Origin of the sequence: Streptomyces sp. NPDC048361, assembly GCF_040651795.1 — a bacterium.
In the GTDB taxonomy this organism is placed as follows: Bacteria; Actinomycetota; Actinomycetes; order Streptomycetales; family Streptomycetaceae; genus Streptomyces.
This window is the reverse complement of the sequence record NZ_JBEZKW010000027.1, coordinates 56,454-81,814: the sequence shown is the minus strand read 5'-3', so window position 1 is coordinate 81,814 and position 25,361 is coordinate 56,454. Positions and strand designations below refer to the sequence as shown.

Genomic DNA, 25,361 nt, shown 5'->3' with positions numbered 1-25,361 from the left:
TTATGTGTGCGCTGTCCGTGTGCGCATGACGTCCGGAGGATCGCTGCAGAGGTGTCGCCAGCTTCACCAGGTCTCGGACACGGCCTTGCGGGCGCCTTCCAGGTCCACCGCGATCCCGTATTCACCGAGCACCGCCCCCAGCGCGGCGAGCGACGACTGGACCACGCCCCGCGTGGCGTCCACGCCGTAGTGGTTGACCCGGATCATCGTCGAGGCCAGCGTCCCGCCGCCCGCGATCAAAGGCAGCGACGGGTCGGCCGCGAGCGCCTTGGCCACCAGCTCGGAGGCGTCCACGCCCTCGGGGGCGCGCAGGGTCGTGGCCACCGGAGCGGCGTCCGCGGCCGCGTGGACGTACGGGGCGACACCGCCGAGCGCGAGGGCGCCCGCCCGGGTCGCCGCGGCGGCCGACGCGTGCCGGGCCGTCACCGCGTCGAGGCCCTCGGAGTCGATGCGCTCCACACACGCTTCGAGCGCCAGCATCTCCAGCTGGGCCGGCGCGTGCGGCAGGGCCTTGCGGCCGCCGTCGATCCAGCGCTGCTTCCAGTCGAGGAGCGAAAGGTAGGAGTGGCGTGGCGCCTTCGCGTTGGCGGCGATCCGCTCCCAGGCGCGGGCGCTGACGGAGACCGCCGAGACGCCGGCCGGGCCGCCCATCGCCTTCTGCGCGCCGATCACGCACAGGTCCACGCCCCAGGCGTCCACAAGCAGCGGCTCGGCGGCCACCGAGGCCACCGCGTCCAGCATGAACAGCGCGCCGTGCCGGCGCACCACCTCACCGATCTCCGAGACCGGGTTGGTGTTGCCGGTCGCCGCCTCCGCGTGGACCAGCGACACGAAGTCGATCTCAGGGTGCTCGGTGAGTGCACGGTCGATCTGCTCGGCGGTGACCGCCGCATGGAAGGGCACCTCCAGGTCGACGACCTCGGCGCCGCAGTCGCGCAGCCAGTTGCCGAAGGTCTGCCCGTAGGGGCCGGTCACCACATTGAGCGCGGTGGAGCCGGGGTGTGCGGCGCCCCGGATGCAGCCCTCAAGGGGGAGCAGCGCCTCGCCCTGCATGATCACCACGTCCTGCTCGGTGGCGAGCAGCGCGGCCACCCGTCGCTCGATCGCCGCGAAGTGGCCGGCGGTCAGCGGGGCGAGGTCCAGGAGCGGGTGTGTCACGGCGGTGCCTTCTTCAGTCGGGTCGGGGGCCGGATCGGGGAACGCGTCAGGTGTTCGATCCTCTGGAGGGAGACTACCCAGCGCCTCGTACAGTGCTGGGCATGAGCGATCGCACGGTGCTGCATGTGAAGGGGCGCGTCCTCGTGGGACCCGAGGACGTACGGGACGAACTGTGGGCGGTCGACGGGCGGATCACCTACGAGCGGCCACCGGGCGACGCGCTCACCGTGACCGGCTGGGCGCTGCCGGGCCTGGTCGACGCGCACTGCCACGTCGGCCTCGACCAGCACGGCCCGGTGCCCGACGAGGTCAGCGAGAAGCAGGCACTCACCGACCGCGACGCCGGGACGCTCCTGGTGCGCGACGCGGGCTCGCCCTCCGACACCCGCTGGATCGACGACCGCGAGGACCTGCCGAAGATCATCCGGGCGGGCCGGCACATCGCCCGCACCCGCCGCTACATCCGCAACTACGCCCACGAGATCGAGCCCGGAGACCTCGTCGCGTACGTGGCCCGGGAGGCGCGGCGCGGCGACGGCTGGGTCAAGCTGGTCGGCGACTGGATCGACCGCGGCGCCGGTGATCTGGCTCCCTGCTGGCCGCGCGGCGAGGTCGAGGCGGCCATCGCCGAGGCCCACCGGCTCGGCGCCCGCGTCACCGCGCACTGCTTCGCCGAGGACTCGCTGCGCGACCTGGTCGAGGCGGGCATCGACTGCATCGAGCACGCCACCGGCCTGACCGAGGACACCATCCCGCTCTTCGCCGAGCGGGGCGTGGCCATCGTGCCGACGCTGGTCAACATCGCCACGTTCCCGCACATGGCCGACGGCGGCGAGGCCAAGTTCCCCGACTGGGCCGCCCACATGCGACGGCTGTACGAGCGCCGCTACGACACGGTGCGCTCGGCGTACGACGCCGGGGTGCCCGTCTTCGTCGGTACGGACGCGGGCGGCTCGCTCGCCCACGGCCTGGTCGCCGCAGAGGTCGCCGAACTGGTCAAGGCCGGCATCCCCGCGCTCGACGCGCTCTCCGCGACGGCCTGGGGCGCCCGGGCCTGGCTCGGCCGCCCCGCCCTTGAGGAGGGCGCCCCGGCCGACCTGGTGGTCTACGACCAGGACCCGCGCGCGGACGTCCGGGTCCTCGCGGCGCCGAGCCGGATCGTGCTCAATGGGCGTGTGGTGGGCTGAGCCCTGTTCATGGGTTCATGGGCGCCCGGTTGACCGGGGCGTGACGCGAGGCGGGGCCGGATCGTTGACGGTCTTCATGGGCCCGCCGGGGTGAACGCCGGGGTGAGGGGCGGCGTACGGGGCTCTGCTCGGGTGCGGGGGTGACGGGTGGGGGCCTCGGGGCTGGAAGAATCGAATATGAGGGCGGAAACCACCCTTTGGGGTGAACTGGCGCCGTGTGACGGCCAGTTCACTCTCAGTGCGTAAAGATGCGGTGTCTCAAGTTGCCGACGCGCCCCTCGATTCGCAGGAGTCCCACGAGTCCCCGTGGCGGGCGCCCGGCCAGCCATGTCTCCTGTGGGGGTTCCACCATTTTGAACAGCAACAACTTCCGCCTGCCCGCGCACGGTCCGGCCGCCCGCCCGGCCCGTCGCTCCCTCGCCGTCGCGTCCTGTGTGGCGCTGGCCGTCGGGCCGCTGCTCCTCGCCGCACCCGCGTCGGCCACCGGCGTCGAAGGCGACGGCGGCGGCCGGGCGAGCGCCGTCGTGCTGCGCACCGGACTCGACGTCTCCCTGCTCAACAAGGCGATCGACGTGCCGCTCAAGGCCACGCTGAACGAGGTGCAGGCCCCGGCGAGCGCCGAAAAGACCGCGCTGACCGTGAAGCTCGACGGGGTCGGGGGCGGGCAGCCCGTCAATGTGCTGAAGGCGGACGTGGCCACGGCCCGTGCGAGCGTCGACGCGAAGAAGGCGGAAGGCTCGACCCGGCTGGTCAACGCCCGACTCCATCTGCCCGGCCTTCCGCTGCTCTCCCTCGTCGAGGTGGGCGAGGTGACGTCGAGCGCGGTCTGCGAGGCGGGCCGCGCGCCGGTCGCCAAGTCGAACGTACTGGGCGCGGTGACCGTGCTCGGCAGGAAGGTCACGCTGTCGGCGGGCGGCACGACGCGTGTGCAGGTGCCCGGGGTCGGCGAGGTCACCCTCGACCTGTCGAAGGCGACCACCACCTCGCGGACCGCGGCGGCCGTCGCGCTCCAGCTCAAGGTCTCGGTCAACCCGCTCCATCTGAACGTCGCCGACGTCAAGGGCGAGGTCACGCTCGCCGAGGCGACGTGCCGGACACCCAAGGCGCCCCCGGCGCCGCCGGCGCCCGCCAAGCCGCAGCCGGGCGCCGCGGCCGCCCCCGACAAGGGGCCCGTCGAGACCGCGGTGCAGACGCAGAGCGTCGCCGACTCCAAGTTGGCCGAGACCGGGGGGAGTTCGGCCACGCCTTACCTTGCGGGTGGGGCGGCGGTGCTGCTTGTGGGTGGGGCGGGCGGGCTGGTCGCTGCGCGGCGCCGGGGACGGGGCTGAGGGACGGGGGCTGAGGGGCGCGGCTGAGGGGGCGGGGCTGCTCGTGCAGTTCCCGGCGCTCCGGTAGGGCACCCGGTGTCGACCGGGCGCCCCTCGGGTCAGCGGGCCGTGAGCGTCAGGGCCTGATCCAGCGCCTGGAGGAAGTGGTTCGTCGTGGGGCGGTCCCGGACCGCCAGGCGGAGCCACTGTGGCCCGAGGCCCGGGAACGTGTCGCCGCGCCGGGCCGCGAAGCCCAGCCCTCGCAGGCGCTCCCTGACCTCGGCCGCGCCCTCGATGCGTACGAGCACGAACGGCCCCTCCGCCCGCTCCACCGCCCGTACCTCGTCGAACTCCGCAAGCCCGGCCAGAAGATGGGCCCGGTCCTGGGCGAGGCGTACGGCGGCCGCCTCGGCCTCCGCGAGGGCGCGGGGCTCCATGCAGGCGGCCGCGGCGACCAGCGCCGGAGTCGACACCGGCCACAGCGGCTGGGCCCGATGGAGAGCCGCGACCGTGTCCGGATCGCCCAGGACGTATCCGATGCGCAGGCCGGCCAGGCCCCACGTCTTGGTCAGGCTGCGCAGGACGACAAGGCCCGGCAGGTCGGTGCGGCCCGCCAGCGCCTCGCGCTCACCCGGCACCGCGTCCATGAACGCCTCGTCCACCACCAACGTCCGTCCCGGGCGGGCAAGTTGGGCCAGTATGGCGGCGGGGTGCAGTACCGATGTGGGGTTGGTCGGGTTGCCGACCACCACCAGGTCCGCCTGGTCCGGCACGGCCGCCGGATCGAGTCTGAAACCGTCCTCGGCGCGCAGCCGCACCCGCCGCACCTCGTGACCCGCGTCGCGCAGTGCCGCCTCCGGTTCCGTGAACTGCGGGTGTATCACGACCGGATGACGGAACGTCAGGGCACGCGATATGAGGACGAACGCCTCCGCCGCGCCTGCCGTCAGAAGGACCCGCTCCACCGCGACGCCATGCCTGGCCGCGACCGCCGCACGCGCGGCCCGCCCGTCCGGGTAGGCGGCGAGTCCGGTCAGTGAATCGGCGATCCGCTCGCGCAGCCAGGCCGGGGGAGTGCCGGTGCGGACGTTGACCGCGAGATCGATCAGTTCGCCGCCGTCGTCGCGTACCTCCGCGTCACCGTGGTGGCGCAGATCGAAGGGGGCCTCGGTGGTGGGGATGGGCATGGCTTCCTCGCTCCTGGTGGGGGGTGCGTCGCGCCCGGCGGCGGACGCCCGGAGGTGGGGTCGACGTACGATCGCACACGTCGCCATCGCGGCACGGCCCGTGCCGCTCGACTTCCGCTTGGGTACGAGCAGTTCGCCGCCCCGGGCGAGCGCCGCGGCCTCCGCCACGGACGGCGTTCCGACCGCGGCGAGGGCCGCCCGTGAGCCGTGCGGGACCGCGACCGTCGCGAGCTCGGCGGCCGCGAACCCGCGCACGGGCACGCCGAGGCTTACGGCCGCCCCGACGATCCCCGGCTCCCGCGACTTGGCGTCCAGGGTGGCCAGTTCGGCGACAGAGGCGGGGTCGAGCCTGGCCTCCGACAGCGCGGCCCCGATCAGGGCGAGCACCTCCTTGGCCGTCACCCCCTTCGAGGCGCCGACCCCCACCACGAGACACGCCCCCGTACCGCCCGCCACGGGACACGCCCCGGCGCCCGGCGCGGCCGGGGCGGCTGCGCGGGGGACGGCGTCGTCGGCGGCCATGGCGGGGATCCTCTCAGGGCGCCGGCGGGCGGCACGGGGGCGAGGGCTGGACATGCGGAGTGCGGGCACCGTCGGTTAGCAAGGGCGCATGGCGGTAATCGTCGCGCTCGGCGCGTTCCTGATGACCCTGGTGGGCGGCTGGACCGCCCAGCGGGTCACCGACCGGCGCCACCTGGTGCTCGGGCTCGCCGGCGGCCTCATGCTCGGCGTGGTCGGCCTCGACCTGCTGCCGGAGGCCCTCGACGCGGCCGGCGAGGACCTCTTCGGGGTGCCCCGTGCGCTGCTCCTGTTCGTCGGCGGCTTCCTCTTCGCGCATGTCGTCGAGCGCGTCCTCGCGGTGCGCCAGGCGGCCCACGGGGCGGGCGAGCACCGGGCACCCGAGGTGGGCGTCGCGGTGGCGTCGGCGATGGTCGGGCACAGCCTGATGGACGGCATCGCGATCGGCGCCGCCTTCCAGGTGGGCGCCGGCATGGGCGTGGCGGTGGCCCTCGCCGTCATCACCCACGACTTCGCCGACGGCTTCAACACGTACACGATCACCAGCCTGTACGGAAACGAGAAGCGCAAGGCACTCGCGATGCTGTTCGCCGACGCGCTTGCTCCGATGGTGGGGGCCGCGTCGACCCTGCTGTTCACTCTTCCGGAGCAGCTGCTCGGCAGCTATCTGGGGTTCTTCGGCGGTGTCCTGCTGTATCTGGCCGCCGCCGAGATCCTCCCCGAGGCCCACCACGAGCACCCCGCCCTGTCGACACTGCTCTTCACCGTCGCGGGCGTGGGGTTCATCTGGCTGGTGGTGGGCGTCGCCGGCTGAGCAGGTCATCGCGCGCAGGCCCCGGCGAACCTGAGGGCCACCTCGGGGCGGGCCGCCCAGTGCGTGTGCAGATAGCTCGCGTGCACACCCTGCTGCACGAATCCCTCGACGCGGCGCTCGGGGTGCACGATGCCCCACGCCGGGTCGGCGCCCGCGCCCGGCTCGATGACGGTGCGGTGGAACTCGTGGCCGCGCAGCCGCGTCCCGGCGACGGCCAGGCTGTTGTCGCGGACCGCGACGGCCTCCCGGTAGCCGAGGGTGAGGCGGCCCGCCATCCGCGCATCGGCGTCGAGCACCCCGCACATGGGCTGCCCGTCGAGCGAGCGCGACAGATAGAGCAGCCCCGCGCACTCGGCGGCCACGGGCGCCCCCGAGCGGGCGAGCTCGGCGACGGCCTTGCGGAGCCGTTCGTTGGCGGACAGCTCGGCCGCGTACACCTCGGGGAAGCCGCCGCCTATCACCAACCCGCTGGTGCCGGGCGGGAGTTGCTCGTCCCTGAGCGGGTCGAAGGTGACGACGTCCGCGCCGGCGGCGGTGAGGAGTTCGGGATGCTCTGCGTAGGAGAACGTGAACGCGGAGCCGCCCGCGACGGCGACGACGGGCCGCTGCCGAGGCGCAGGACGAGCGAAATCCAGCCCGTCCGGCGATTGAGGAGCGGGGTCCGGGGCGGAGCCCGGTGCCCTCTGGCCCGAGCCGGTCGCCTCCGCCGGAGGCTTTCGGGAAGGGGCGGGGCGGAGCGGATCAAACCCCGGCTCCCACGCCTCCACCCCCAGCGGCGGAGCCGACCGGGCCAGCGCGAGCAGGGCCTCCAGGTCGCAGGCCTCCCGGACCTGGGCGGCCATCGCCGCCACCGCGTCCACCGCGTCCGCGCGCCGCTCCGCGACCGGGACCAGACCGAGATGGCGGGAGGGCGTGTCGACCTGGGGGGCGCGGCGCAGGGCGCCGAGGACCGGGATGCCCACATCCTCCATCGCCTCGCGAAGCAGCGCCTCGTGCCGGTCCGAGCCGACCTTGTTGAGGATCACGCCGCCGATGCGCACCCCGGGGTCCCACGAGGCGAACCCGTGGACCAGGGCCGCCACCGACCGCGACTGCGAGGAGGCGTCCACGACGAGCACCACCGGCGCGCGCAGGAGCTTGGCCACCTGTGCGGTGGAGGCGAGCTCGCCGAGCCCGCTCGCCCCGTCGTACAGGCCCATCACGCCCTCGACCACCGCGAGGTCGCAGCCGCGCGCCCCGTGCGCGAACAGCGGGGCCATCAGCTCGGGCCCGCACATGTACGCGTCCAGGTTGCGGCCGGGCCGCCCGGTCGCCAGCGCGTGGTAGCCGGGGTCGATGTAGTCGGGGCCCACCTTGTGCGGGGAGACGGCGAGACCGGAGCACGCGAACGCGGCCATCAGGCCCGTCGCCACGGTGGTCTTGCCGCTGCCCGACGCGGGGGCCGCGATGACGAGACGTGCTACCACTCGATGCCCCGCTGGCCCTTCTGGCCGGCGTCCATCGGATGCTTGACCTTGGACATGTCGGTCACCAGATCCGCGTACTCCACCAGCTGCTCCGGCGCGTTGCGCCCGGTGATGACCACGTGCTGGGTGCCCGGGCGGTCGCGGAGCACCGAGACGACCTCATCGACGTCGACCCAGCCCCAGTGCAGCAGATAGGCGAACTCGTCGAGCACATAGAACTTGTACGTCTCGGCCGCCAGGTCGCGCTTGACCTGCTCCCAGCCCTCGCGGGCCTTCTCCTCGTGGGTCGGCTCGCCCTCGGCGGTCTCGCGCTGGATCCACGACCAGCCCTCGCCCATCTTGTGCCAGTCGACGAGGCCGCCCTCACCGGAGGCCCCCAGCACCTTCAGCGCGTTCTCCTCGCCGACCTTCCACTTCGCCGACTTCACGAACTGGAACACCCCGATGGGCCAGCCCTGGTTCCAGGCGCGCAGCGCCATCCCGAACGCGGCCGTCGACTTCCCCTTGCCGACACCCGTGTGCACCATGACCAGGTGCCTGTTGCGACGCTGACGAGTCGTCAGTCCGTCCTCGGGTACGACACTGACCTGTCCCTGCGGCATTACGCGGCCCTCCTCGAAGTTCCCTGGACATCCTTGACGAGACCGGCGATGGAATCCGCCCGCAGCTCGTCCAACGTGACGGCGCTGCCGCCCAGTTCACGCGCGAGCTCCCCGGCGAGCCCCAGCCGCACCATCCCCGACTCGCAGTCCACCACCACCGACGCGGTGCCGTCGGCCGCGTGCAGCCGCGCCGCCCGCCCGGCGAGCGCCACCGGCTCGGGACCGCCCGTCGCCCGGCCGTCGGTGACGACCACGAGCAGCGGCCGCCGCGACGGGTCGCGAAGGCGCTCCACGCGCAGCACGTCATGGGCCTTCAGGAGCCCCGCGGCGAGCGGGGTGCGCCCGCCGGTCGGCAGCGTTTCGAGCCGGGCGGCGGCCGCGTCCACCGACGAGGTGGGCGGCAGCGCGAGCTCGGCGTCCTTGCCGCGGAACGTGACCAGGCCGACCTTGTCGCGGCGCTGGTAGGCGTCGAGGAGCAGCGAGAGCACCGCGCCCTTGACCGCGCTCATCCGCTGCCGTGCCGCCATCGACCCGGACGCGTCGACCACGAAGAGCACGAGGTTGCCCTCGCGGCCCTCGCGGGTGGCCTGGCGCAGATCGTCGCGGCGTACGACCAGGCCGCGGCCCGAACGGCCGCGCGCCCGCTGATGCGGGGCCGCGGCCTGCACGGTGGCCGTCAAGTGCAGCTTGGTGAGGGCCCCTTGGGGGCGGCGCGAACCGGTCGTACGGCCGTGGTCGGTGCGGGCCCGGGAGCGCCGGCCCGCCGCGCCCTGGCCGAGCCCCGGCACGCTCAGCATCTTCGTACGGAACGGCTCGGCGGCCTTCACCGCGGCGCGCTCGCCGGGGCCGCTCGGAGCAGGTGCGGCGGGCGGCTCCGGCGCCTCGGAGGTGTCCGGGGACGCGGACGGCTCGGGGGCGTCCGCGGGGCTCTCGGGGGAGTCGCCCTGCGGCGGCACCCCGCCGCCGCCACCGCCGCCGGGGCCCTCGGGGCCCGGGTCCGGATCGTCGTCGCCCTCGGCACCCTCGCCACTCTCGTCGCCCTGGAACTGCTCCAGGGTCTCGTCGAGCTTGTCCTGGTCGAGGCCCGGAGCGTCGAACGGGTTGCGCCGGCGCCGGTGCGGCAGCGCGAGCAGCGCCGCCTGCCGGACGTCGTCGCTCGTCACCTCCGTCCGCCCGGCCCACGCGGCGAGCGCGGTCGCGGTGCGAGCCATCACGATGTCGGCGCGCATCCCGTCGACCTCGAACGCGGCGCAGGTCGCCGCGATCTGGAGCAGCACCGCGTCGCCGAGGACGACGGAGGGCAGCAACTCCCGTGCCGCCACGATCCGTTGACGCAGGGCGCTTTCGTCCTCGGCCCAGCGCGCGGCGAACCCGGCCGGGTCGTCGTCGTGGGCGAGGCGCCGGCGCACCACCTCGACGCGCTGCCCGGGCTCGCGCGAGGCCGCCACCTCGACGGTCAGGCCGAACCGGTCGAGCAACTGCGGCCGCAGCTCGCCCTCTTCGGGGTTCATCGTGCCCACCAGCAGGAACCGCGCGGCGTGCCGCACCGAGACGCCCTCGCGCTCGACGTAGGAGGACCCCATCGCGGCGGCGTCGAGCAGCAGGTCGATGAGGTGGTCGTGGAGCAGGTTGACCTCGTCGACGTACAGGATGCCGCGGTGGGCGTCGGCGAGCAGGCCCGGTTCGAAGGCCTTCACGCCCTCGCCGAGTGCCCGCTCGATGTCGAGGGCACCCACCAGACGGTCCTCGGACGCGCCGACGGGCAGCTCGACCATGCGCGCCGCGCGCAGCCCGCCGGGACCGCTCTCGTGCGGCCCGTCCGGGCACTGAGCGTCGGGCGCCGCCGGGTCGCAGCTGAACCGGCAGCCCGGCACGACGGCCACCTCCGGCAGCAGATCCGCGAGCGCCCGCACGGCGGTGCTCTTCGCGGTGCCCTTCTCGCCCCGGACGAGAACACCTCCCACGGCCGGGCTGACGGCGTTCAGGAGCAGCGCGAGCCGCAGGTCGTCCATGCCGACGACGGCGGTGAACGGATACCGGGTGCTCATGTGCCGATCTCTCCTTCGAGTAGTGCTGTACGCGGCGGGCGGGCGGTGCAGGTCACGGCGCGCCCGGCGGGATGAAGGGCAGGCCGGCGGGCGGGCCCTGCTCGATCAGGCGCAGCAGGGCGTCGGTGTCGGCGTGTTCCTCGATCAGGTCTCCGAGCCGGTCGAGCTGCTCCTCGCGGAGCACCCCGAAGGAGGTGTCGGGCGCGGGCACGAACCGGCGGCCCGCGTCCCGCGCGACCTGTTCGAGGAAGCGGCGCCGGAACCCGTCGCTCTCCAGGGAGCCGTGCCAGTGCGTGCCCCAGACGGAACCGACCCGGCACCCGTCCAAGAAGGCTTCCCCGCCGAGGACTTCGGCCACGCCGTGATGGATCTCGTACCCCTCGACGCGCTCACCGAGAGCCTCGCCGACGGGCCTGGCCAGGGTCTTCTCCGCGGCGAACCGCACCCGGACCGGCAGCAGACCGAGCCCGGCCACCGAGCCGGCCTTCGACTCGACGTCGTCCTCGATGTGCTCGCCGAGCAGCTGGAACCCGCCGCAGATGCCGAGCACCGGGCGGCCGTCGGCGGCCCTTCTGGCCAGCTCTGCCGCGAGGCCGCGCTCGCGCAGCCACTCCAGGGCGCGGACGGTGCCGCGGGTGCCGGGCACCACCACGAGGTCGGCGTCGGTGAGCTCCTCGGGCCGGTCCACGAACCGCACGACGACGCCGGGTTCGGCGGCGAGTGCGTCCACATCGGTGAAGTTGGACATCAGCGGCACCGCGCACACCGCGACCCGCAGCACGTCCTCGCCCACGGGCGGTGCCACCACCGACTCGCGTACGGTTCCGCGCATCGAGACACGCAGGCCGTCCTCCTCGTCGATGCCGAGGCCGTGGGCGTAGGGCAGGATCCCGTAGGTGTGCCGTCCGGTGAGGCCGCGCAGCATCTCGATGCCGGGCTCCAGGAGCGTCACATCGCCGCGGAACTTGTTGACGACGTACCCCGCGACCAGCGCCTGGTCCTCGGGGCTCAGCAGCGCCGTGGTGCCGAAGAACGAGGCGAAGACCCCGCCCCGGTCGATGTCGCCGACCACGACGACGGGCAGCCGGGCGGCCCGCGCGATGCCCATGTTGACGATGTCGGTGCGCCGCAGATTGATCTCCGCCGGGCTGCCCGCCCCCTCGCAGATCACGGCGTCATACGTTGTCCGGAGCTCCGCGAGGCAGTCCAGCACGGGGCCGAGGAGCGCCTCTCGGCGCCCTCCGCCCAGTGCCTTCCCGGCGGACGGCCCGCCGGACGTGCCGAAGAACCCGCGGGCGCTCAACTCGCCCACCGGCCTGCCCATCAGGACGACCTGGCTGGAGCGGTCGCTGCCGGGTTTGAGCAGCACCGGGTTCATCAGGGCGGTCGGCTCCACCCGGGCCGCCTGCGCCTGCATCGCCTGCGCCCGGCCGATCTCCGCGCCCTCGCGCGTCACGAACGAGTTCAGCGACATGTTCTGCCCCTTGAAGGGGGCCACCTTGACGCCCCGGCGCACCAGCCAGCGGCAGATCCCGGCCGTGACGACGCTCTTGCCGGCGTCCGATGTGGTGCCCGCGATCAGCAGCCCGCCACCCATGTACGTCCCCTCCTCACAGCGGCTCGCGCGACCACGGCGCCGGCCAGCGTCAGCCAGCCCACCGTGCGTGAGAGCCGTACCGCCCGTTCGATGTCCGCGACTTCGACGGCGCGGCCCGCCGTGTTCAGGACCGGCCGGTGCTCGACCCGTCCCGCGTAGGAGAGCGTGCCGCCGAGCCGCACGCCGAGCGCCCCCGCGAACGCGGCTTCCACCGGGCCCGCGTTGGGGCTCGGGTGCCGGCCCGCGTCGGTGCGCCAGGCCCGTACCGCGCCCCTGGAGTCGGGCCCCGCGAGCGCGGCGAGGGCGGCGGTGAGGCGGGCGCCCGGCCAGCCCATCACGTCGTCCAGGCGTGCCGAGGCCCAGCCGTACCGGCGGTACTTGGCCGACTTGTGCCCGACCATCGCATCGAGGGTGTTGACCGCGCGGAAGCCCACGAGGCCCGGCACGCCCGCGAGCGCGCCCCACACCAGGGCGCCGACGACCGCGTCGGAGGTGTTCTCGGCGACGGACTCGACCACGGCGCGCGCGACGCCGTCGGCGTCCAGGGAGTGCGGGTCGCGTCCGCACAGGTGCGGCAGGCGCTCCCGCGCCGCGTCCACATCGCCCGCGGCGAGTGCGGCCCCGATGGCCCGCGCCTCGCGGCCGAGCGAGGTGCCGCCCACCACGCTCCAGGTGGCGGCCGCGGTCAGCGCGGCGGCCGCGACGGAACGGTCGCGTACGGCACGGGAGAGCAGGGCCGCGGCGCCCGCGGCGCCGCCCGCGCACACGGCGGTGTGCAGGGCGCCCCAGCCGCGGTGGTCGCGCCACAGGGCGCGTTCGACGGCGCCGGCCGCCCGGCCGAACGCGGCGACGGGATGGCCGCGGCGCGGGTCGCCGAGCAGGAGGTCGCCGATGAGTCCGGCGGTCGCGCCGTAGACGAAGGTGCGGTCGGCTCGCATGCTCAGCGCGCCAGGGCGGAGCGGCACGGGCCGGAAGGTCTCAACGGGCAGGCGCGCATGGCGGTATGTCCTCACTCAGGGTGTCCGCGCCCTGGTTCGACGTGACCGGCGGTGAGAGTTCCTGGCTCGCGGGGATCGCTCCCCGGTGACAGTGGCGGGACCGCGCCGGATTCGCACCGGCTTCCTCTTCTGCCGCCGTAGCTGGCCGGTGCAGTCCACCACGCCCCGAGAACAGCCGTCAACTTGCCGTTGACCTGCGGCGCGAGAGAGTGCCCGGCACCACAGCGAACCGCCCCGCGGCGCGGGCCACGGGGCGGTTCGGGTGGGGCGTGCGGGTCGGGCGACCGATGCCCGCGGGTCAGGTGACTGATGTCCGCGGGTCAGGTGGCTGTCACCCGCGGATCAGGCGTCTGACGACGCCCGCGGGTCAGGCGACGATCAGGTAGATCCCGTACGCCACGGCCGCCGCGCAGAGCGCGAAGCAGGCGTACGCCCCGGTGCGGGCCATCGCCACGTTGCCCGCGGTGCCGGAGGCCGCGGCCTCCCGCTTGGTGAGGCCGACGATGCCGAGGGTGAACAGGCCCACCAGGCCGACGGTCACCGCGAGGCTGACGCCGAAGACGGAGCCAAGAGCTGCCCAGTCGATGTGCATGAGGATTCCTTAGCTGGCCGGAGCGACCGAGTCAGACCGCCGCCGGAGTGGGCGGGTCGGCGGGGGCCGGGGCCTGGATCGTGGCCCTGAGGTCGGTCGACGCGAGCGCCAGACCGGTGGGCGGCGGGCTGACCGCGGCGATGGCGGTGGTGATGACACCGGCGGGCTCGGCCACGGGGGCGTCGTCGGCGGTGACGTTGTGGGCGTCGACCGGCTGGCGGCGCGACAGCTTCCAGATGATGCCCGAGCCGGCGATCAGGAGGAGCGCGACGGCGGCGATGCCCCAGGGGCCCTGCTGGGTGAGGAACTCCGCGCCCGCGCCGACGAGTCCGGCGGCCGGCAGCGTCAGGATCCAGGCGACGGCCATGCGGGTCGCGGTGGACCAGCGGACCACTCCGCCCTTGCGGCCGATGCCGGCGCCCATGACCGAGCCCGAGCAGACCTGGGTGGTGGAGAGCGAGAAGCCGATGTGCGAGGAGGCGAGGATGACGGTCGCCGCGCCGGTCTGGGCGGCGAAGCCCTGCGGCGGACGCAACTCGGTGAGGCCCTTGCCCATGGTGCGGATGATGCGCCAGCCGCCGAGGTAGGTGCCCATCGCGATGGCCAGACCGGCCGAGACGATGACCCACAGCGGGGGGTTCGCGCCGGGGTGCAGCACCCCGGCGGTGACCAGGGCGAGGGTGATGATGCCCATCGTCTTCTGGGCGTCGTTGGTGCCGTGGGCGAGCGAGACCAGGCCGGCCGATGCGATCTGCCCGGCGCGGTACCCCTTGGCGGTGGCCTTGTCGGCGGTGTTCCGGTTGAGCCGGTACGTGAGCCTGGTGGCCAGCATCGCGGCGATGCCCGCGACGATCGGGGCGGCCACGGCCGGGAGCAGCACCTTGGTGACGACGGTGGAGCCGTGGACCGAGGACCAGCCGGCCGACATGACCGCGGCGCCGATGAGGCCGCCGAACAGGGCGTGGGAGGAGCTGGAGGGCAGCCCGAGCAGCCAGGTCAGGAGATTCCAGAGGATGGCACCGACCAGGGCAGCGAAGATGACCTCGGTGCGGATTCCCTTTTCGTCGATGATCCCGCCGGAGATCGTCTTGGCGACCTCCACCGACAGGAACGCGCCGACCAGGTTGAGCGCGGCGGACATGGCGACCGCCGTCTTGGGCTTCAGGGCGCCGGTCGAGATGGTGGTGGCCATCGCGTTGGCGGTGTCGTGGAAACCGTTCGTGAAATCGAACACTAGAGCTGTCACGATCACAATCGCGAGCAGCAGCGTGATGTGTTCCATTTACCCAGGCAATCGTTCGACGTCAGTGGCGGGACGAACGTAAGTAACCTGAATGAACGGAAGATGAACTGGGGCGGGCGCACTGGTGACCGTGGCCGGTTCCCGCGCCGCCCCGGTCCGCCGGGGGCCGTTCAGCGCCCGGCCGCGAACCGTTTCAACTGCGCAAAAGTCCCATTGAAGAGATTCTGGTCACCCGGCAGGGCTCCGCCGCCATTGGCGTGCTGCCACACCGTCCAGTACGACCAGCCCGCGGGCAGCGCGCCGGGCGCGACGGCGTACCGGGCGAGCCACAGGGGGTGGTCGGCGGCGAAGGCTGTGCTGTGGCCGGTGCACCGGTTCCACCACGCCGTGGTCGTGTAGATCACCGGACGGCGGCCGGTGCGCAGCCGCACCTCGTCGCTGAACCCGGCGACCCAGTCGGTCATCTCGGCGGGGCTCAGCCCGTAGCAGGTGTCGCCGCTGCCGCCCCTGGCGTCCTTGCCGTACGGGTTGTGCTCCAGGTCGACCGCGGGCGGCAGGGTCCAGCCGTCACCCCGCCAGCCGCCCCCGTTGGCCGCGAAGAACGCCGCCTGCGCCCGGCCCGAGGACTGGTCGGGCACCGCGAAGTGATAGGCGCCCCGGATCAGGCCCACCCGCCGGGCGCCGTCGTACTGCTGCCCGAAGAACGGGTTGCGGTAGGTCGTCGACTCGGTTGCCTTCACGTACACGAAGGTCGCCCCACGGCTCTTCGCGGCGGCCCAGTCGACGCTCCGCTGGTGCGAGGAGACGTCATGGCCGGCGGGCTTGTCCTGCGCCGACGCACCGTGCGGCGCCGCGAGCGCGGTGAGGGCCGTACAGCCCAGCGCGAGGGCCGCCAGGCGCAGTGCGAGCGCGGCCCGCGCGCGGCTGAGGCGGGCGAGCGGACCCTGGTCCCGAACCATGGATTTCCCCCGAATTGCGGTGTACGGACCCAAACGTGCAGAGGCTAGTGGACGATCGCTTCCCGGCCCGTCCGTGGGACGCGTCCGCCCTGGCAGGATCAGTCTCATGAGCGACAACGAGGCGGCCATCGCCGCGGCATGGGCCCAATTGGTCGACACCGCGCGCAGGACCGCGGCCGAAGGGCTGGTGGTCGGAACATCGGGCAATGTGTCGGTCCGGGTCGGCGAACTCGTCCTCGTCACGCCGACCGGCGTCCCCTACGACCGGCTCGGGCCCGCCGACACCATCGCCGTCGACCTCGAAGGCCGCCAGGTCGTGGGCGCGCTGCGGCCCACCAGCGAACTCCCGATGCACCTCGCCGTGTACCGCACCACCGACGCCCTCGCCGTCGTCCACACCCACGCCGTGCACGCCACCGCCGTCTCCACCCTGGTGCCCGAACTCCCGCTGATCCACTACATGGCGGCCGCGCTCGGCGGCCCGGTCCGCGTCGCCCCGTACGCCGTGTACGGAAGCGAGGCACTGGCCCAGAACATGCTGAAGGCCCTGGAGGGCCGCACCGGATGCCTCCTCCAGAACCACGGAACCGTCACCTACGGCGCCGGCCTCGACCAGGCCTACGACCGCACCGCCCAACTGGAGTGGATGTGCCGGCTCTGGCTCACCGCCGCCACCCTGCCCGGCCGCACCCCGTCCCTGCTCAGCCCCGCACAGCTCGACGAAGTGGCCCGCCGGCTGAGCGGCTACGGACAGCCCTGAGCCCGGGCCGCCCCACGCGCTCTTCGGCCGCCACCGGACTCCTCTGACCCGGTGATCCACGATCTCTACGGCCCCGCCCACTGGCACCCGGGCGGCTTCGCCCCGAGACTGGGCAGGTGCGCCCCGCTACGAAGACGGCCGCGGCCGTCACCACACTGCTCGGCGTCGGCGCGGCAGCAGTCGTCGCCGGACGCTACGCCAGCGACGCCGCCCTCAAGGCGCCGCCAGGCCGGCCGCTGCCCGCCGACCGCCGGATCACCGTGCACGCCACGGAACCCGGCACCATCACGCTGACCCGCTCGCTCTCGGCGCTGCGGCCGGGGACCTACGGCCTGGAGGGCGACGGGGTCCACGCCGTCGTCGGCGACGTACTCGACCGGGCCCCGCACACCGCCGACACGGTCGTACGCCGCCTCGAGCGCGTCACCCGCGGCGTCCTCGTCGCGGGCGACCGGGTCGCCCTCACACCCCAGGTGCACCACGGCACCCCGAGCACCGCCCTCGGCATCGAGTACCGGGACGTGGAGATCCCGGCCGAGCTGGGGCCGCTGCCCGCCTGGCTGGTGCCCGCGCCACGCACCACCTGGGTGATCGCCGTGCACGGCCTCGGCACCACCCGCGAACACCCGCTCAACGTCCTGGAGTTCCTGCACCGCCAGCAGCTCCCCGTGCTCGCCCTCTCCTACCGCGGCGACGAGGGCGCGCCCCGCTCCCCGGACGGCCTCGGCCACCTTGGCGACTCCGAGTGGCGCGACCTCGACGCGGCGATCCGCTACGCCTTGCGCTCCGGGGCCCGCCAGGTCATCCTGCACGGCTGGTCCACCGGCGCCACGATGGCCCTGCACGCCGCCGCGCACTGCGCGCAGCGCGACCGCATCAGCGGCGTCGTCCTCGACTCGCCGGTCCTGGACTGGGAGTTCACGCTGCGCGCCCTCGCCTCCGCCAACGGCACCCCCGGCGCGCTGCTCCCGCTCGCCGTCCGCGCCGCCCAGGGCCGCACCGGCCTCCACGGCGACCGGCTCCGGGAAGCCGTCGACCCCGAGGCCCTGCGCGTCCCGACGCTGCTCTTCCACGGCCCCGACGACGCGCTCGCCCCCTGGGGCCCCTCACGTCAACTGGCCGACCGCCGCCCGGAACTGATCACCCTGCACACCGTCCCCGACGCCCCGCACGCCTCGATGTGGAACGCCGACCCGGCCGGCTACGAAGAAACCCTGCGCCGCTTCCTCACCCCCCTCATGTGACACCCGCCCCGCCCGGGCCACCCCGGCACGGCTGGTTCCGCTTGGCCTTGCGGACAGGGGGCCGCGACCCGTCCCCACGAGGGCGCCCCCTTGGCCGACGGGCGCCCATGTCCCCCTGAGGGGCCGGATACGGCTGATTCCGCTTGGGTGTTCGGACGGCGTGGGGGACGGCTTTCTTCGCGGGCACGGCCCCTGGCGCACCGGGCGCCCCCGGGGCCCCCGGGGCGACGGCCCCGGCCGATTCCGTTTGGGCTTTCGGGCAGTGAGCGGGAAGACTGCATGCGTGACGTCCCGGAAGCCTGATGAGAAGTTGCCGCGCGACTCCAGACTGCGGCTTGTCCGCGCCCCGCACCCGATGCAGGCCCGGCCCCTCGCCGCAGCCCGCAGGGCCGTGTCCGACCGGCGCACCCGGTCGGCCCCCCGGCCGCCCGCGGGCACCCCGGCCGCCGGCGAACTGGCCCGCCAGGCCAGAGCGGTGCTCGCCGATGCCGTACGCGTCGCCCGCTGGACCGATGCCGAGCGCACTCGCGGCGCCGCCCCCGGGCCCGGCCGGCCGGGCCCGCTTCCCGCGCCGGTCACCGAGCGGGCCGCCGCCGCGCTCGGCCTGACACCCGGTCAGGTACGGGCCGCCTGGGACCGGGCCCGGCTCGCCGGGCTCGTCGAGCTGCACGGCGCCACCGTCCGCCCCGGCTGGCGGCTGCGCGCCTGGGATCGCGACGACGCGGCCGTTCTGCGCGGCTGGGTCGCCCTGTTCGACGCGTGGTCCCTCGTGCACCCCGCGCCGGGCGACACCGCCCCCACGGCGGTCGCCGAGGTCGTCGAGGCCATCCCCCAGGTGCTCTCCCTTCTCCAGCTCTCCAACGGACCCGTTCTCGTGCCGGCCCTGCTCGACCTTCTCGAACAGCGCGTCGCCGAACTCCGCGAAGAGCGCTGCGAAGTCCCCTACGGCCCCCAGTCCGGCACCGGCCCGCTGCCCGATCCCGCCTCCCCACCGCAGCGTCTCGCGGACCTCCTCGACTGGGCCCTGGCCGGCCTCGCCGCGGTCGGCGCGCTGGTGCTCGGCGAAGGTCAGGCCACCCTGACGCCGCTCGGCAACTGGGCGGTCTGGGTCAAGCTGGAGCAGATCTGCGTCGCCGCGCAGAGCCCGGCCGGCAACATCGAGCAGCCCGCGGAGGACATGCTGCGGGGCTGCGCCGGCCTCACGCCCGGCCCGGCCCGCGCCGAGTACCGCGCGTGGATCGCCGCCCGCACCGTCGGCAGCGCGGTCACCGAACTCCTCGACGTCGCCCGCGGCGACGACGCCCTGCTGCGGGGCCTCGCCTTCGAGGCGCTGCGGGTCGTGGGCGCACCCGCCGAGGCCGGGGTGCGCGCCGCCGTCACGGAGACGTGCCTGCGCCCCTACGCCCTGCTGTGGCTCGCCGAGCACGAGGGCGGCGATCCCGAAGACGTGCTCGGGGTGCTGTCCCGGGAGGAGTCCACGTGGCTCTGGGTCGACACGGCCGCCGCCGTGGCCGACCACGGCGAGAGCGAGCTGCTCGTACGCCACCTCGACTCGGCGGTGCAGGGCACGGTTCCGGCGCTGCTCGACGAGGTACGGGCCGTCGGGCATCCCCGCACCGTGCAGGTCCTCGTCGCCCTCGCCGCGGCCCACCCCGACCCCGCCCTGGCCAAGGCGGTCCGCCGCGCGGCCTTCCAGGTCCACACGGGTTCCGCGTAGCGACGCGCGTAGCGACGCCCGACGCCCCTGGAAATCGCCCAACCCCGGGGGCGCACGAAGTGCATGGGGCGTCGCTACGCCGTCAACTTCCGCCCCCCGCAGGCTCGTTGGGCACTGCCCACTACCCACTGCCCACTACCCACTGCCCACCGCCCACCGCCCACCGCCCACCGCCCACCGCCCCAGGGTCCAGGGCCCAGGCGGGCCATCGGGCCCCGCTCACTCCGGTCGCCAGGCGGCCCTCGTTACTCCCCGCCGCCCGGGGCATACGTGCCGAAGCTCCACACGTTGCCCTCCGCATCTCTCGCCATGTAGTCCCGCGAGCCGTACTCCTGGTCGGTGGGCTCCATCAGGATCTCCACGCCCTGCTCCGCGGCGCGCTTGTGGTGCGCGTCGACATCGGTCACCACCACATAGACCCCGGCCGGGCCCGCGTTCGCCATTGTCTGTGCGAACAGGCCCCCGCGGCCCTTGGAGCCGAGCATCACCACGCCCGTGCCGTAGGACAGCTCGGCGTGCATCACGCTGCCGTCCTCCGCCTCGTACGCACACACCTCCGTGAAGCCGAAGGCATCCTTGAGCTGGCGGATCGCCGCCTTCGCGTCGCTGTAGAGAATCGTCGGATACAGGCTCATGCCGATCGCTCCTTCCCCGTGAAAACCGCAGAGTGTGACCTGGAACTCAGTCTTGCACCCGGCACTGACAACGCCCTCCGGCGCCGGGACTCAGCGCGCGAAGGTGTTGCAGCGGCCCGTGTCGCCGGTCTGGTAACCGGTGTAGAACCACTGCTGGCGCTGCTGCGCCGAGCCGTGCGTCCAGGTCTCCGGGGTCACCCGACCCTGGAACTTCTCCTGGATCCGGTCGTCGCCGACCGCGGCCGCCGCGTCCAGGCCGTCCTTGATGTCCTGGTCAGTGAGCTTGGAGACGAGGGGGCGGCCGGTCGACTTGTCCGGGGTCGTCGTCGCATGACGCGCCCACACCCCGGCATAGCAGTCGGCCTGCAACTCCACCCGCACCGCGTTGCTGCCCGCGCCCTGCTGCCCGTCCTGCGCCTTCTGCAGGGTGCCCATCAGGTTCTGGATGTGGTGGCCGTACTCGTGCGCCACCACATACGCCTGCGCGAAGGGGCCGCCGCTCGAGCCGAACTTCGTCCGCAGCTCGTCGAAGAACCCCAGGTCGAGGTAGACCTGCCGGTCGCCGGGGCAGTAGAAGGGGCCGACCGCCGACGTGGCCGTCCCGCACGCGGTGTTGACGCGACCGGTGAAGAACACGGTCCGGGCGGGGGAGTACCTGCCGCCGCGGCGCGGGAACTCCTGACCCCAGTAGTCCTGGACGCTGTTGACCACCGCGACGATCCGGCAGTCCTCCTTGGTGTTGGCGTCCGCGCCCGTACGGCAGCTCTGGCCGACCTGTGCCTGCGACGACGAACTCGCGCCCGGCGCGGTGTCGCCCGACGAAAGCCCCAGCTGCTCCGGCCCCACGCCGAAGAACAGACCGAGGAGCAGCGCGATGACACCGACGATCCCGCCGCCGATCGTGGCCCGGCCGCCCGGGATACGGCCTCCGCCCCGCGCGTCGTTGACCTCCGAGGTGTCCAGATCGGCGTCGTCGTCGAACTGCATGGGCGCACCACCCTGTGTTCCATCGTGTTCCATCGGGGTCGCACGCGGAGCGGTCCGCCCGGAGCCACCCCGCGTATCAAAGAGGTCACCCCGAGTATCGACCAGCTCATTGCGGTACGCCCGTTTTGCCGCGTCGGCGGATACGCTCGGCGCGTCATGGACCGGACCCGCCTCGCACTGACCGCAGTCGCCGCCGTACTCGCTCTGCCGCTGGTCACCGCGGCACAGCACACCCGCCAGACCCCGTACGGCGACCGCTTCGAGACCTTCGCCGCAACGGGAGCCGGACCCGTCTCGGTACGGATCCGGGGCGCGGTCGTGGAGGCGTACGACGGCGCGACCGGGGCGCGGGAGTGGACGTACGGCAGAAGCGGCAGCCGGCCCCTCGCCCTGCACCGGGCCCCCGGACACGCCTTCGCCGTGTGGTCCGACGGCATGGTCACGGACACGGACACCGACCCCTTGGGCACGGGTACGGGTACGGGTGCGGAAATGGACATGGGCATGGGGATGGGGATGGGCACGGGCAGGGGCGCGAACACCGGCGACGGCCGCGGCCACGACGGCACCCGCCACGACGACGGCACTGCCCAGGACAATCGCGGCCACCGGGTGCGCTGGCACCGGGCCGTGCCCGGTCTCGCCGGATGGCTCGCGGGGCGGTCCGAGCGGGCCGCCGGGGTACTCCAGGGGCTCGACCCCGGCGCCCGCATGCTCGCCGTCGTCACCCCCGAACGCGTCAGCGCCTTCCGGGCCGCCGACGGCGATCTGCGCTGGTTGCTCACCGCCCGCGACGGCTGCGCCTTCGACCCCGCGCGCACGGCGCACACCCGAGGCGTACTGCTGATCGCGCGGCCCTGCCGGAACCGCGGCTCCTGGAGCGGGCAGATGACCGCCGTCGACGGCCTCGGCGAGATCACCGGGCACCGCACCCCGCTCGGCAACGACCTCCCAGGTGAGCGGCGTGCGGACGGGGGCGGAAAGCGGGTTGCACCGCCCAGTTAGAATTGACCCCATGGCAATTCTCCTTGTGCATTAGGCGGCGTCGACCTCCACGCCCTGCCGTCGCCCGACACCGCCCTTCCAAGGACGCGCTTCGCGCGGCGCCTCTTGCCGTCCCGTCCGCCGTCCATACCGCCCTGGAGTCTTTCCGTGATCACCGCCACCGGCATCGAGCTGCGCGCCGGCGCCCGAGTCCTCATCGAGTCCGCATCCTTCCGCGTCGCCAAGGGCGACCGCATCGGCCTTGTCGGCCGCAACGGAGCGGGCAAGACCACCCTCACCAAGTGCCTGGCGGGCGAGGGCATCCCCGCCGCCGGCACCATCACGCGCTCGGGCGAGGTCGGCTACCTGCCGCAGGACCCGCGCACCGGCGACCTCGACGTGCTCGCCCGCGACCGCGTCCTGTCCGCCCGCGGCCTCGACGAAGTCCTGCGCAAGATGCGCGAGAACGAGGAGCGCATGGCGAACGGCAAGGGCGCCACGCGCGAGAAGGCGATGAAGAAGTACGAGCGCCTGGAGACCGAGTTCCTCACCAAGGGCGGGTATGCCGCCGAGGCCGAGGCCGCCACCATCGCCGCCGCGCTCGGCCTGCCCGACCGGGTGCTCGGCCAGCCGCTGCACACCCTCTCCGGTGGTCAGCGCCGCCGCATCGAGCTCGCCCGGATCCTCTTCTCGGACGCCGACACCCTGCTCCTCGACGAGCCGACCAACCACCTCGACGCCGACTCCATCGTCTGGCTGCGGGACTACCTCAAGACGTACCGCGGCGGCTTCATCGTGATCTCCCACGATGTCGACCTCGTCGAGACGGTCGTCAACAAGGTCTTCTACCTGGACGCCAACCGCTCCCAGATCGACGTCTACAACATGGGCTGGAAGCTCTACCAGCAGCAGCGCGAGGCCGACGAGAAGCGCCGCAAGCGCGAGCGCCAGAACGCCGAGAAGAAGGCCGCGGCCCTCAACTCGCAGGCCGACAAGATGCGCGCCAAGGCCACCAAGACCGTCGCCGCGCAGAACATGGCCAAGCGCGCCGAGCGGCTCCTGTCCGGCCTCGAAGCGGTCCGCGTCTCCGACAAGGTCGCCAAGCTGCGCTTCCCCGAGCCCGCGCCCTGCGGCAAGACGCCGCTGACGGCCGAGGGCCTGTCGAAGTCGTACGGCTCCCTTGAGATCTTCACCGACGTCGACCTGGCCATCGACAAGGGCTCACGCGTCGTCATCCTCGGCCTCAACGGCGCCGGCAAGACGACCCTGCTGCGGCTGCTCGCCGGGGCCGAGAAGGCGGACACCGGCGAGGTCACCCCGGGGCACGGCCTCAAGATGGGCTACTACGCGCAGGAGCACGAGACGCTCGACCCGGAGCGTACGGTCCTGGAGAACATGCGCTCCTCGGCGCCCGACCTGGACCTGGTCGAGGTGCGCAAGACGCTCGGCTCGTTCCTCTTCTCCGGCGACGACGTCGACAAGCCGGCCGGGGTCCTCTCCGGCGGCGAGAAGACCCGTCTCGCCCTGGCCACGCTCGTGGTGTCGTCCGCCAACGTGCTGCTGCTCGACGAGCCCACCAACAACCTCGACCCCGCCAGCCGCGAGGAGATCCTCGGCGCGCTGCGTACGTACAAGGGCGCGGTCGTCCTGGTCACCCACGACGAGGGCGCCGTCGAGGCGCTCCAGCCGGAGCGGATCATCCTGCTGCCCGACGGCGTCGAGGACCTGTGGGGCCCGGACTACGCGGACCTGGTCGCGCTCGCCTGACCGTTGCTCCGGCGCGGCTTCCGCGCATGATCCATCCACTGATCCACTTCCTCTGGATCATTCGGCTTACGCGTGATCCTCAATCTGAGTGAGAGCGTCTCGTACCCCGGTGTGTCATGCGCGGGATCAAGGTCCGTCCCTTGTGGGACGGGCCTTTTTCCGTGTGTGACCCGGAACACAGCGCTGACCTGGCGCTTCGTATCGACTTTCGGGCCTGGATATGTCCAAGCGCAGGCGGAATGCGCTATTCCGCCCCGCCCGGACGCCGTCCACGCCTCCAAGGTTGTTGCACGGACCTTGCCGAATGGGTGGCCAGGAAGCGCGAGAGGGGTGATCATGAGAAGTCCAGAGCGCACTTCCCATGAGGAGGCACGGGTGGCCGAGACTCTGAAGAAGGGCAGCCGGGTTACCGGCGCCGCGCGCGACAAGCTCGCGGCAGACCTGAAGAAGAAGTACGACTCCGGTGCGAGCATCCGGGCGCTGGCCGAGGAAACCGGCCGGTCCTACGGGTTCGTCCACCGGATGCTCAGCGAGTCCGGGGTCACTCTCCGTGGACGCGGCGGAGCGACACGGGGCAAGAAGACCGCCTCGGCCTGACCGAGGCGGTCCCGGGCAGCTCCTGTGGCCCACCGGTTGCGGTGGTGGCCACCCGGTCGGCTCAGCGGTCGACCGGGTGGTTACTGTGCAGTCACTTAATGACCGCCGAGGCGGTCATTCACTGACGGCCACGCACCCGGAGGCGCCCCATGGCTACGCCCGCATCCGCACTCGACGTATTCGACAAGGACGGTGTCCGGCTCTCCGTCGATGACGCGGTCGCCACCGTGACCCTGACCAATCCGGCCAAGCGCAACGCTCAGTCTCCCGCTCTGTGGCGGGCGTTGGCGGAGGCCGGACGGTCGCTTCCGGGCAGTGTCCGCGTCGTCGTGCTGTGCGGAGAGGGCAAGTCCTTCTCCGCCGGCCTCGACCGCCAGGCCTTCACCCCCGAAGGCTTCGACGGCGAGCCCTCCTTCCTCGACCTCGCGCGCGGCTCCGACCAGGAGCTCGACGCGGTGATCGCCGAGTACCAGGAGGCGTTCACCTGGTGGCGCCGCAACGACATCGTGTCGATCGCGGCCGTCCAGGGGCACGCGATCGGTGCCGGCTTCCAGCTCGCCCTCGCCTGCGACCTCCGGGTCGTCGCGCAGGACGTGCAGTTCGCCATGCGCGAGACCAGCCTCGGTCTCGTCCCCGACCTCACCGGCACGCACCCGCTCGTCGGGCTCGTCGGATACGCCCGCGCGCTCGAAATCTGCGCGACGGGACGGTTCGTCGGGGCGGAGGAGGCCGAGCGCACCGGCCTCGCCAACCTCGCCGTGCCCGGCGACGAACTCGACTCCGCAGTACGGGACTTGGCGGGCGCGCTGCTCGCCGCGCCCCGCGACGCCGTCGTCGAGACGAAGGCACTGCTGCGGGGCGCCGCCGGGCGGAGCTACGAGGAGCAGCGCCTGGCCGAGCGCGCCGCCCAGGCCCGCCGACTGCGCGACCTCGCGGGCCTCTCGGACTGAGCGGCGCCGCCCGGGATCGCCCAGGACGGTTCAGTGCCCGGCC

22 protein-coding genes and 1 riboswitch are annotated in these 25,361 nt (G+C 73.4%); of the genes, 10 read left to right on the top strand and 12 right to left on the bottom strand.

What is annotated here, in order from left to right:
• Window positions 1–63 precede the first annotated feature (63 nt).
• Window positions 64–1,158 (bottom strand): aminotransferase class V-fold PLP-dependent enzyme, encoded by a 1,095-nt coding sequence (locus AB0D31_RS17705; RefSeq protein ID WP_362723473.1) that lies wholly within the window; start codon window positions 1,156–1,158, stop codon window positions 64–66.
• Between the two features lie 101 nt (window positions 1,159–1,259).
• Between AB0D31_RS17705 and AB0D31_RS17700 the strand changes: the two genes are divergently transcribed.
• Together AB0D31_RS17700 and AB0D31_RS17695 are read left to right on the top strand one after the other, a co-directional pair.
• Window positions 1,260–2,345 carry an amidohydrolase family protein gene (locus tag AB0D31_RS17700; RefSeq protein ID WP_362723470.1) on the top strand — a complete coding sequence of 362 codons (1,086 nt, stop codon included), beginning with the start codon at window positions 1,260–1,262 and terminating at the stop codon, window positions 2,343–2,345.
• 353 nt (window positions 2,346–2,698) lie between these two features.
• Window positions 2,699–3,673 carry an SCO1860 family LAETG-anchored protein gene (locus AB0D31_RS17695; RefSeq protein WP_362723467.1) on the top strand — a complete coding sequence of 325 codons (975 nt, stop codon included), beginning with the start codon at window positions 2,699–2,701 and terminating at the stop codon, window positions 3,671–3,673.
• Window positions 3,674–3,771: 98 nt separating this feature from the next.
• Here AB0D31_RS17695 and cobC read toward each other — a convergent pair whose 3' ends face one another.
• Window positions 3,772–5,361, bottom strand: a complete 1,590-nt coding sequence (gene cobC / locus AB0D31_RS17690; RefSeq protein WP_362723464.1) for an Rv2231c family pyridoxal phosphate-dependent protein CobC — start codon at window positions 5,359–5,361, stop codon at window positions 3,772–3,774.
• 88 nt (window positions 5,362–5,449) lie between these two features.
• Here cobC and AB0D31_RS17685 point away from each other — a divergent pair, with 88 nt between their 5' ends.
• On the top strand, window positions 5,450–6,172 hold the full coding sequence (locus AB0D31_RS17685; RefSeq protein ID WP_362723461.1) for a ZIP family metal transporter: 723 nt from the start codon (window positions 5,450–5,452) through the stop codon (window positions 6,170–6,172).
• 5 nt (window positions 6,173–6,177) lie between these two features.
• Here the strand turns inward: AB0D31_RS17685 and AB0D31_RS17680 are convergent, their stop codons facing one another.
• The 8 genes from AB0D31_RS17680 to AB0D31_RS17645 form a co-directional block, all read right to left on the bottom strand.
• Window positions 6,178–7,638 carry a cobyrinate a,c-diamide synthase gene (locus AB0D31_RS17680; RefSeq protein WP_362723459.1) on the bottom strand — a complete coding sequence of 487 codons (1,461 nt, stop codon included), beginning with the start codon at window positions 7,636–7,638 and terminating at the stop codon, window positions 6,178–6,180.
• Window positions 7,632–8,240: a cob(I)yrinic acid a,c-diamide adenosyltransferase gene (cobO, locus tag AB0D31_RS17675; RefSeq protein ID WP_362723456.1), complete on the bottom strand. Its 609-nt coding sequence runs from the start codon at window positions 8,238–8,240 to the stop codon at window positions 7,632–7,634. The genes AB0D31_RS17680 and cobO overlap by 7 nt, the downstream gene beginning before the upstream one ends.
• Window positions 8,240–10,288, bottom strand: coding sequence for a putative cobaltochelatase (locus tag AB0D31_RS17670; RefSeq protein ID WP_362723453.1), 2,049 nt, complete (start codon window positions 10,286–10,288; stop codon window positions 8,240–8,242). The genes cobO and AB0D31_RS17670 overlap by 1 nt, the downstream gene beginning before the upstream one ends.
• 52 nt (window positions 10,289–10,340) lie before the next feature.
• Window positions 10,341–11,885 (bottom strand): cobyric acid synthase, encoded by a 1,545-nt coding sequence (locus tag AB0D31_RS17665; protein WP_362723450.1) that lies wholly within the window; start codon window positions 11,883–11,885, stop codon window positions 10,341–10,343.
• On the bottom strand, window positions 11,867–12,823 hold the full coding sequence (locus tag AB0D31_RS17660; RefSeq protein ID WP_362723518.1) for a cobalamin biosynthesis protein: 957 nt from the start codon (window positions 12,821–12,823) through the stop codon (window positions 11,867–11,869). The genes AB0D31_RS17665 and AB0D31_RS17660 overlap by 19 nt, the downstream gene beginning before the upstream one ends.
• 94 nt (window positions 12,824–12,917) lie before the next feature.
• Window positions 12,918–13,059, bottom strand: a riboswitch (cobalamin riboswitch).
• 191 nt (window positions 13,060–13,250) lie between these two features.
• Window positions 13,251–13,475, bottom strand: a complete 225-nt coding sequence (locus AB0D31_RS17655; protein WP_100574363.1) for a hypothetical protein — start codon at window positions 13,473–13,475, stop codon at window positions 13,251–13,253.
• A 31-nt stretch (window positions 13,476–13,506) separates the two neighbouring features.
• Entirely contained in the window at window positions 13,507–14,757 is a 1,251-nt protein-coding gene (locus AB0D31_RS17650; protein ID WP_362723447.1) for an inorganic phosphate transporter, read from the bottom strand.
• 131 nt (window positions 14,758–14,888) lie between these two features.
• Window positions 14,889–15,677, bottom strand: coding sequence for a lysozyme (locus AB0D31_RS17645; RefSeq protein ID WP_362723445.1), 789 nt, complete (start codon window positions 15,675–15,677; stop codon window positions 14,889–14,891).
• A 106-nt stretch (window positions 15,678–15,783) separates the two neighbouring features.
• On the opposite strand from AB0D31_RS17645, the gene AB0D31_RS17640 reads away from it, so the two are divergent.
• The 3 genes from AB0D31_RS17640 to AB0D31_RS17630 all read left to right on the top strand — a co-directional run bounded on the left by AB0D31_RS17640 (window position 15,784) and on the right by AB0D31_RS17630 (window position 19,398).
• Window positions 15,784–16,437: a class II aldolase/adducin family protein gene (locus AB0D31_RS17640; RefSeq protein WP_362723443.1), complete on the top strand. Its 654-nt coding sequence runs from the start codon at window positions 15,784–15,786 to the stop codon at window positions 16,435–16,437.
• 116 nt (window positions 16,438–16,553) lie between these two features.
• On the top strand, window positions 16,554–17,681 hold the full coding sequence (locus AB0D31_RS17635) for an alpha/beta fold hydrolase (protein WP_362723440.1): 1,128 nt from the start codon (window positions 16,554–16,556) through the stop codon (window positions 17,679–17,681).
• Window positions 17,682–18,036: 355 nt separating this feature from the next.
• On the top strand, window positions 18,037–19,398 hold the full coding sequence (locus AB0D31_RS17630) for a hypothetical protein (RefSeq protein ID WP_362723515.1): 1,362 nt from the start codon (window positions 18,037–18,039) through the stop codon (window positions 19,396–19,398).
• A gap of 245 nt (window positions 19,399–19,643) precedes the next feature.
• On the opposite strand, the gene AB0D31_RS17625 is transcribed toward AB0D31_RS17630, so the two are convergent.
• Window positions 19,644–20,033: a VOC family protein gene (locus AB0D31_RS17625; protein ID WP_362723438.1), complete on the bottom strand. Its 390-nt coding sequence runs from the start codon at window positions 20,031–20,033 to the stop codon at window positions 19,644–19,646.
• Between the two features lie 90 nt (window positions 20,034–20,123).
• Window positions 20,124–21,020, bottom strand: coding sequence for a neutral zinc metallopeptidase (locus tag AB0D31_RS17620; protein WP_362723435.1), 897 nt, complete (start codon window positions 21,018–21,020; stop codon window positions 20,124–20,126).
• 156 nt (window positions 21,021–21,176) lie between these two features.
• On the opposite strand from AB0D31_RS17620, the gene AB0D31_RS17615 reads away from it, so the two are divergent.
• The 4 genes from AB0D31_RS17615 to AB0D31_RS17600 all read left to right on the top strand — a co-directional run bounded on the left by AB0D31_RS17615 (window position 21,177) and on the right by AB0D31_RS17600 (window position 25,318).
• Window positions 21,177–22,025: a hypothetical protein gene (locus AB0D31_RS17615; RefSeq protein ID WP_362723432.1), complete on the top strand. Its 849-nt coding sequence runs from the start codon at window positions 21,177–21,179 to the stop codon at window positions 22,023–22,025.
• A gap of 147 nt (window positions 22,026–22,172) precedes the next feature.
• The gene (locus tag AB0D31_RS17610) at window positions 22,173–23,771 is read left to right on the top strand and encodes an ABC-F family ATP-binding cassette domain-containing protein (RefSeq protein WP_267053905.1); all 1,599 of its coding nucleotides are present in this window, start codon (window positions 22,173–22,175) and stop codon (window positions 23,769–23,771) included.
• Window positions 23,772–24,146: 375 nt separating this feature from the next.
• Window positions 24,147–24,368, top strand: a complete 222-nt coding sequence (locus AB0D31_RS17605) for a helix-turn-helix domain-containing protein (protein WP_005477683.1) — start codon at window positions 24,147–24,149, stop codon at window positions 24,366–24,368.
• A 149-nt stretch (window positions 24,369–24,517) separates the two neighbouring features.
• A complete protein-coding gene (locus AB0D31_RS17600; protein WP_362723429.1) occupies window positions 24,518–25,318 on the top strand; it encodes an enoyl-CoA hydratase/isomerase family protein in 801 nt (266 codons plus the stop codon).
• Window positions 25,319–25,361 lie beyond the last annotated feature (43 nt).

Bases quoted from the DNA above. Each gene is read 5' to 3' on its own strand.
- AB0D31_RS17700 (WP_362723470.1), top strand. From the start codon at position 1,260: ATGAGCGATCGCACGGTGCTGCATGTGAAGGGGCGCGTCCTCGTGGGA.
- cobC (WP_362723464.1), bottom strand. From the start codon at position 5,361: ATGGCCGCCGACGACGCCGTCCCCCGCGCAGCCGCCCCGGCCGCGCCG.
- AB0D31_RS17685 (WP_362723461.1), top strand. From the start codon at position 5,450: ATGGCGGTAATCGTCGCGCTCGGCGCGTTCCTGATGACCCTGGTGGGC.
- cobO (WP_362723456.1), bottom strand. From the start codon at position 8,240: ATGCCGCAGGGACAGGTCAGTGTCGTACCCGAGGACGGACTGACGACT.
- AB0D31_RS17670 (WP_362723453.1), bottom strand. From the start codon at position 10,288: ATGAGCACCCGGTATCCGTTCACCGCCGTCGTCGGCATGGACGACCTG.
- AB0D31_RS17665 (WP_362723450.1), bottom strand. From the start codon at position 11,885: ATGGGTGGCGGGCTGCTGATCGCGGGCACCACATCGGACGCCGGCAAG.
- AB0D31_RS17660 (WP_362723518.1), bottom strand. From the start codon at position 12,823: ATGCGAGCCGACCGCACCTTCGTCTACGGCGCGACCGCCGGACTCATC.
- AB0D31_RS17655 (WP_100574363.1), bottom strand. From the start codon at position 13,475: ATGCACATCGACTGGGCAGCTCTTGGCTCCGTCTTCGGCGTCAGCCTC.
- AB0D31_RS17650 (WP_362723447.1), bottom strand. From the start codon at position 14,757: ATGGAACACATCACGCTGCTGCTCGCGATTGTGATCGTGACAGCTCTA.
- AB0D31_RS17645 (WP_362723445.1), bottom strand. From the start codon at position 15,677: ATGGTTCGGGACCAGGGTCCGCTCGCCCGCCTCAGCCGCGCGCGGGCC.
- AB0D31_RS17640 (WP_362723443.1), top strand. From the start codon at position 15,784: ATGAGCGACAACGAGGCGGCCATCGCCGCGGCATGGGCCCAATTGGTC.
- AB0D31_RS17630 (WP_362723515.1), top strand. From the start codon at position 18,037: ATGCAGGCCCGGCCCCTCGCCGCAGCCCGCAGGGCCGTGTCCGACCGG.
- AB0D31_RS17625 (WP_362723438.1), bottom strand. From the start codon at position 20,033: ATGAGCCTGTATCCGACGATTCTCTACAGCGACGCGAAGGCGGCGATC.
- AB0D31_RS17620 (WP_362723435.1), bottom strand. From the start codon at position 21,020: ATGCAGTTCGACGACGACGCCGATCTGGACACCTCGGAGGTCAACGAC.
- AB0D31_RS17615 (WP_362723432.1), top strand. From the start codon at position 21,177: ATGGACCGGACCCGCCTCGCACTGACCGCAGTCGCCGCCGTACTCGCT.
- AB0D31_RS17600 (WP_362723429.1), top strand. From the start codon at position 24,518: ATGGCTACGCCCGCATCCGCACTCGACGTATTCGACAAGGACGGTGTC.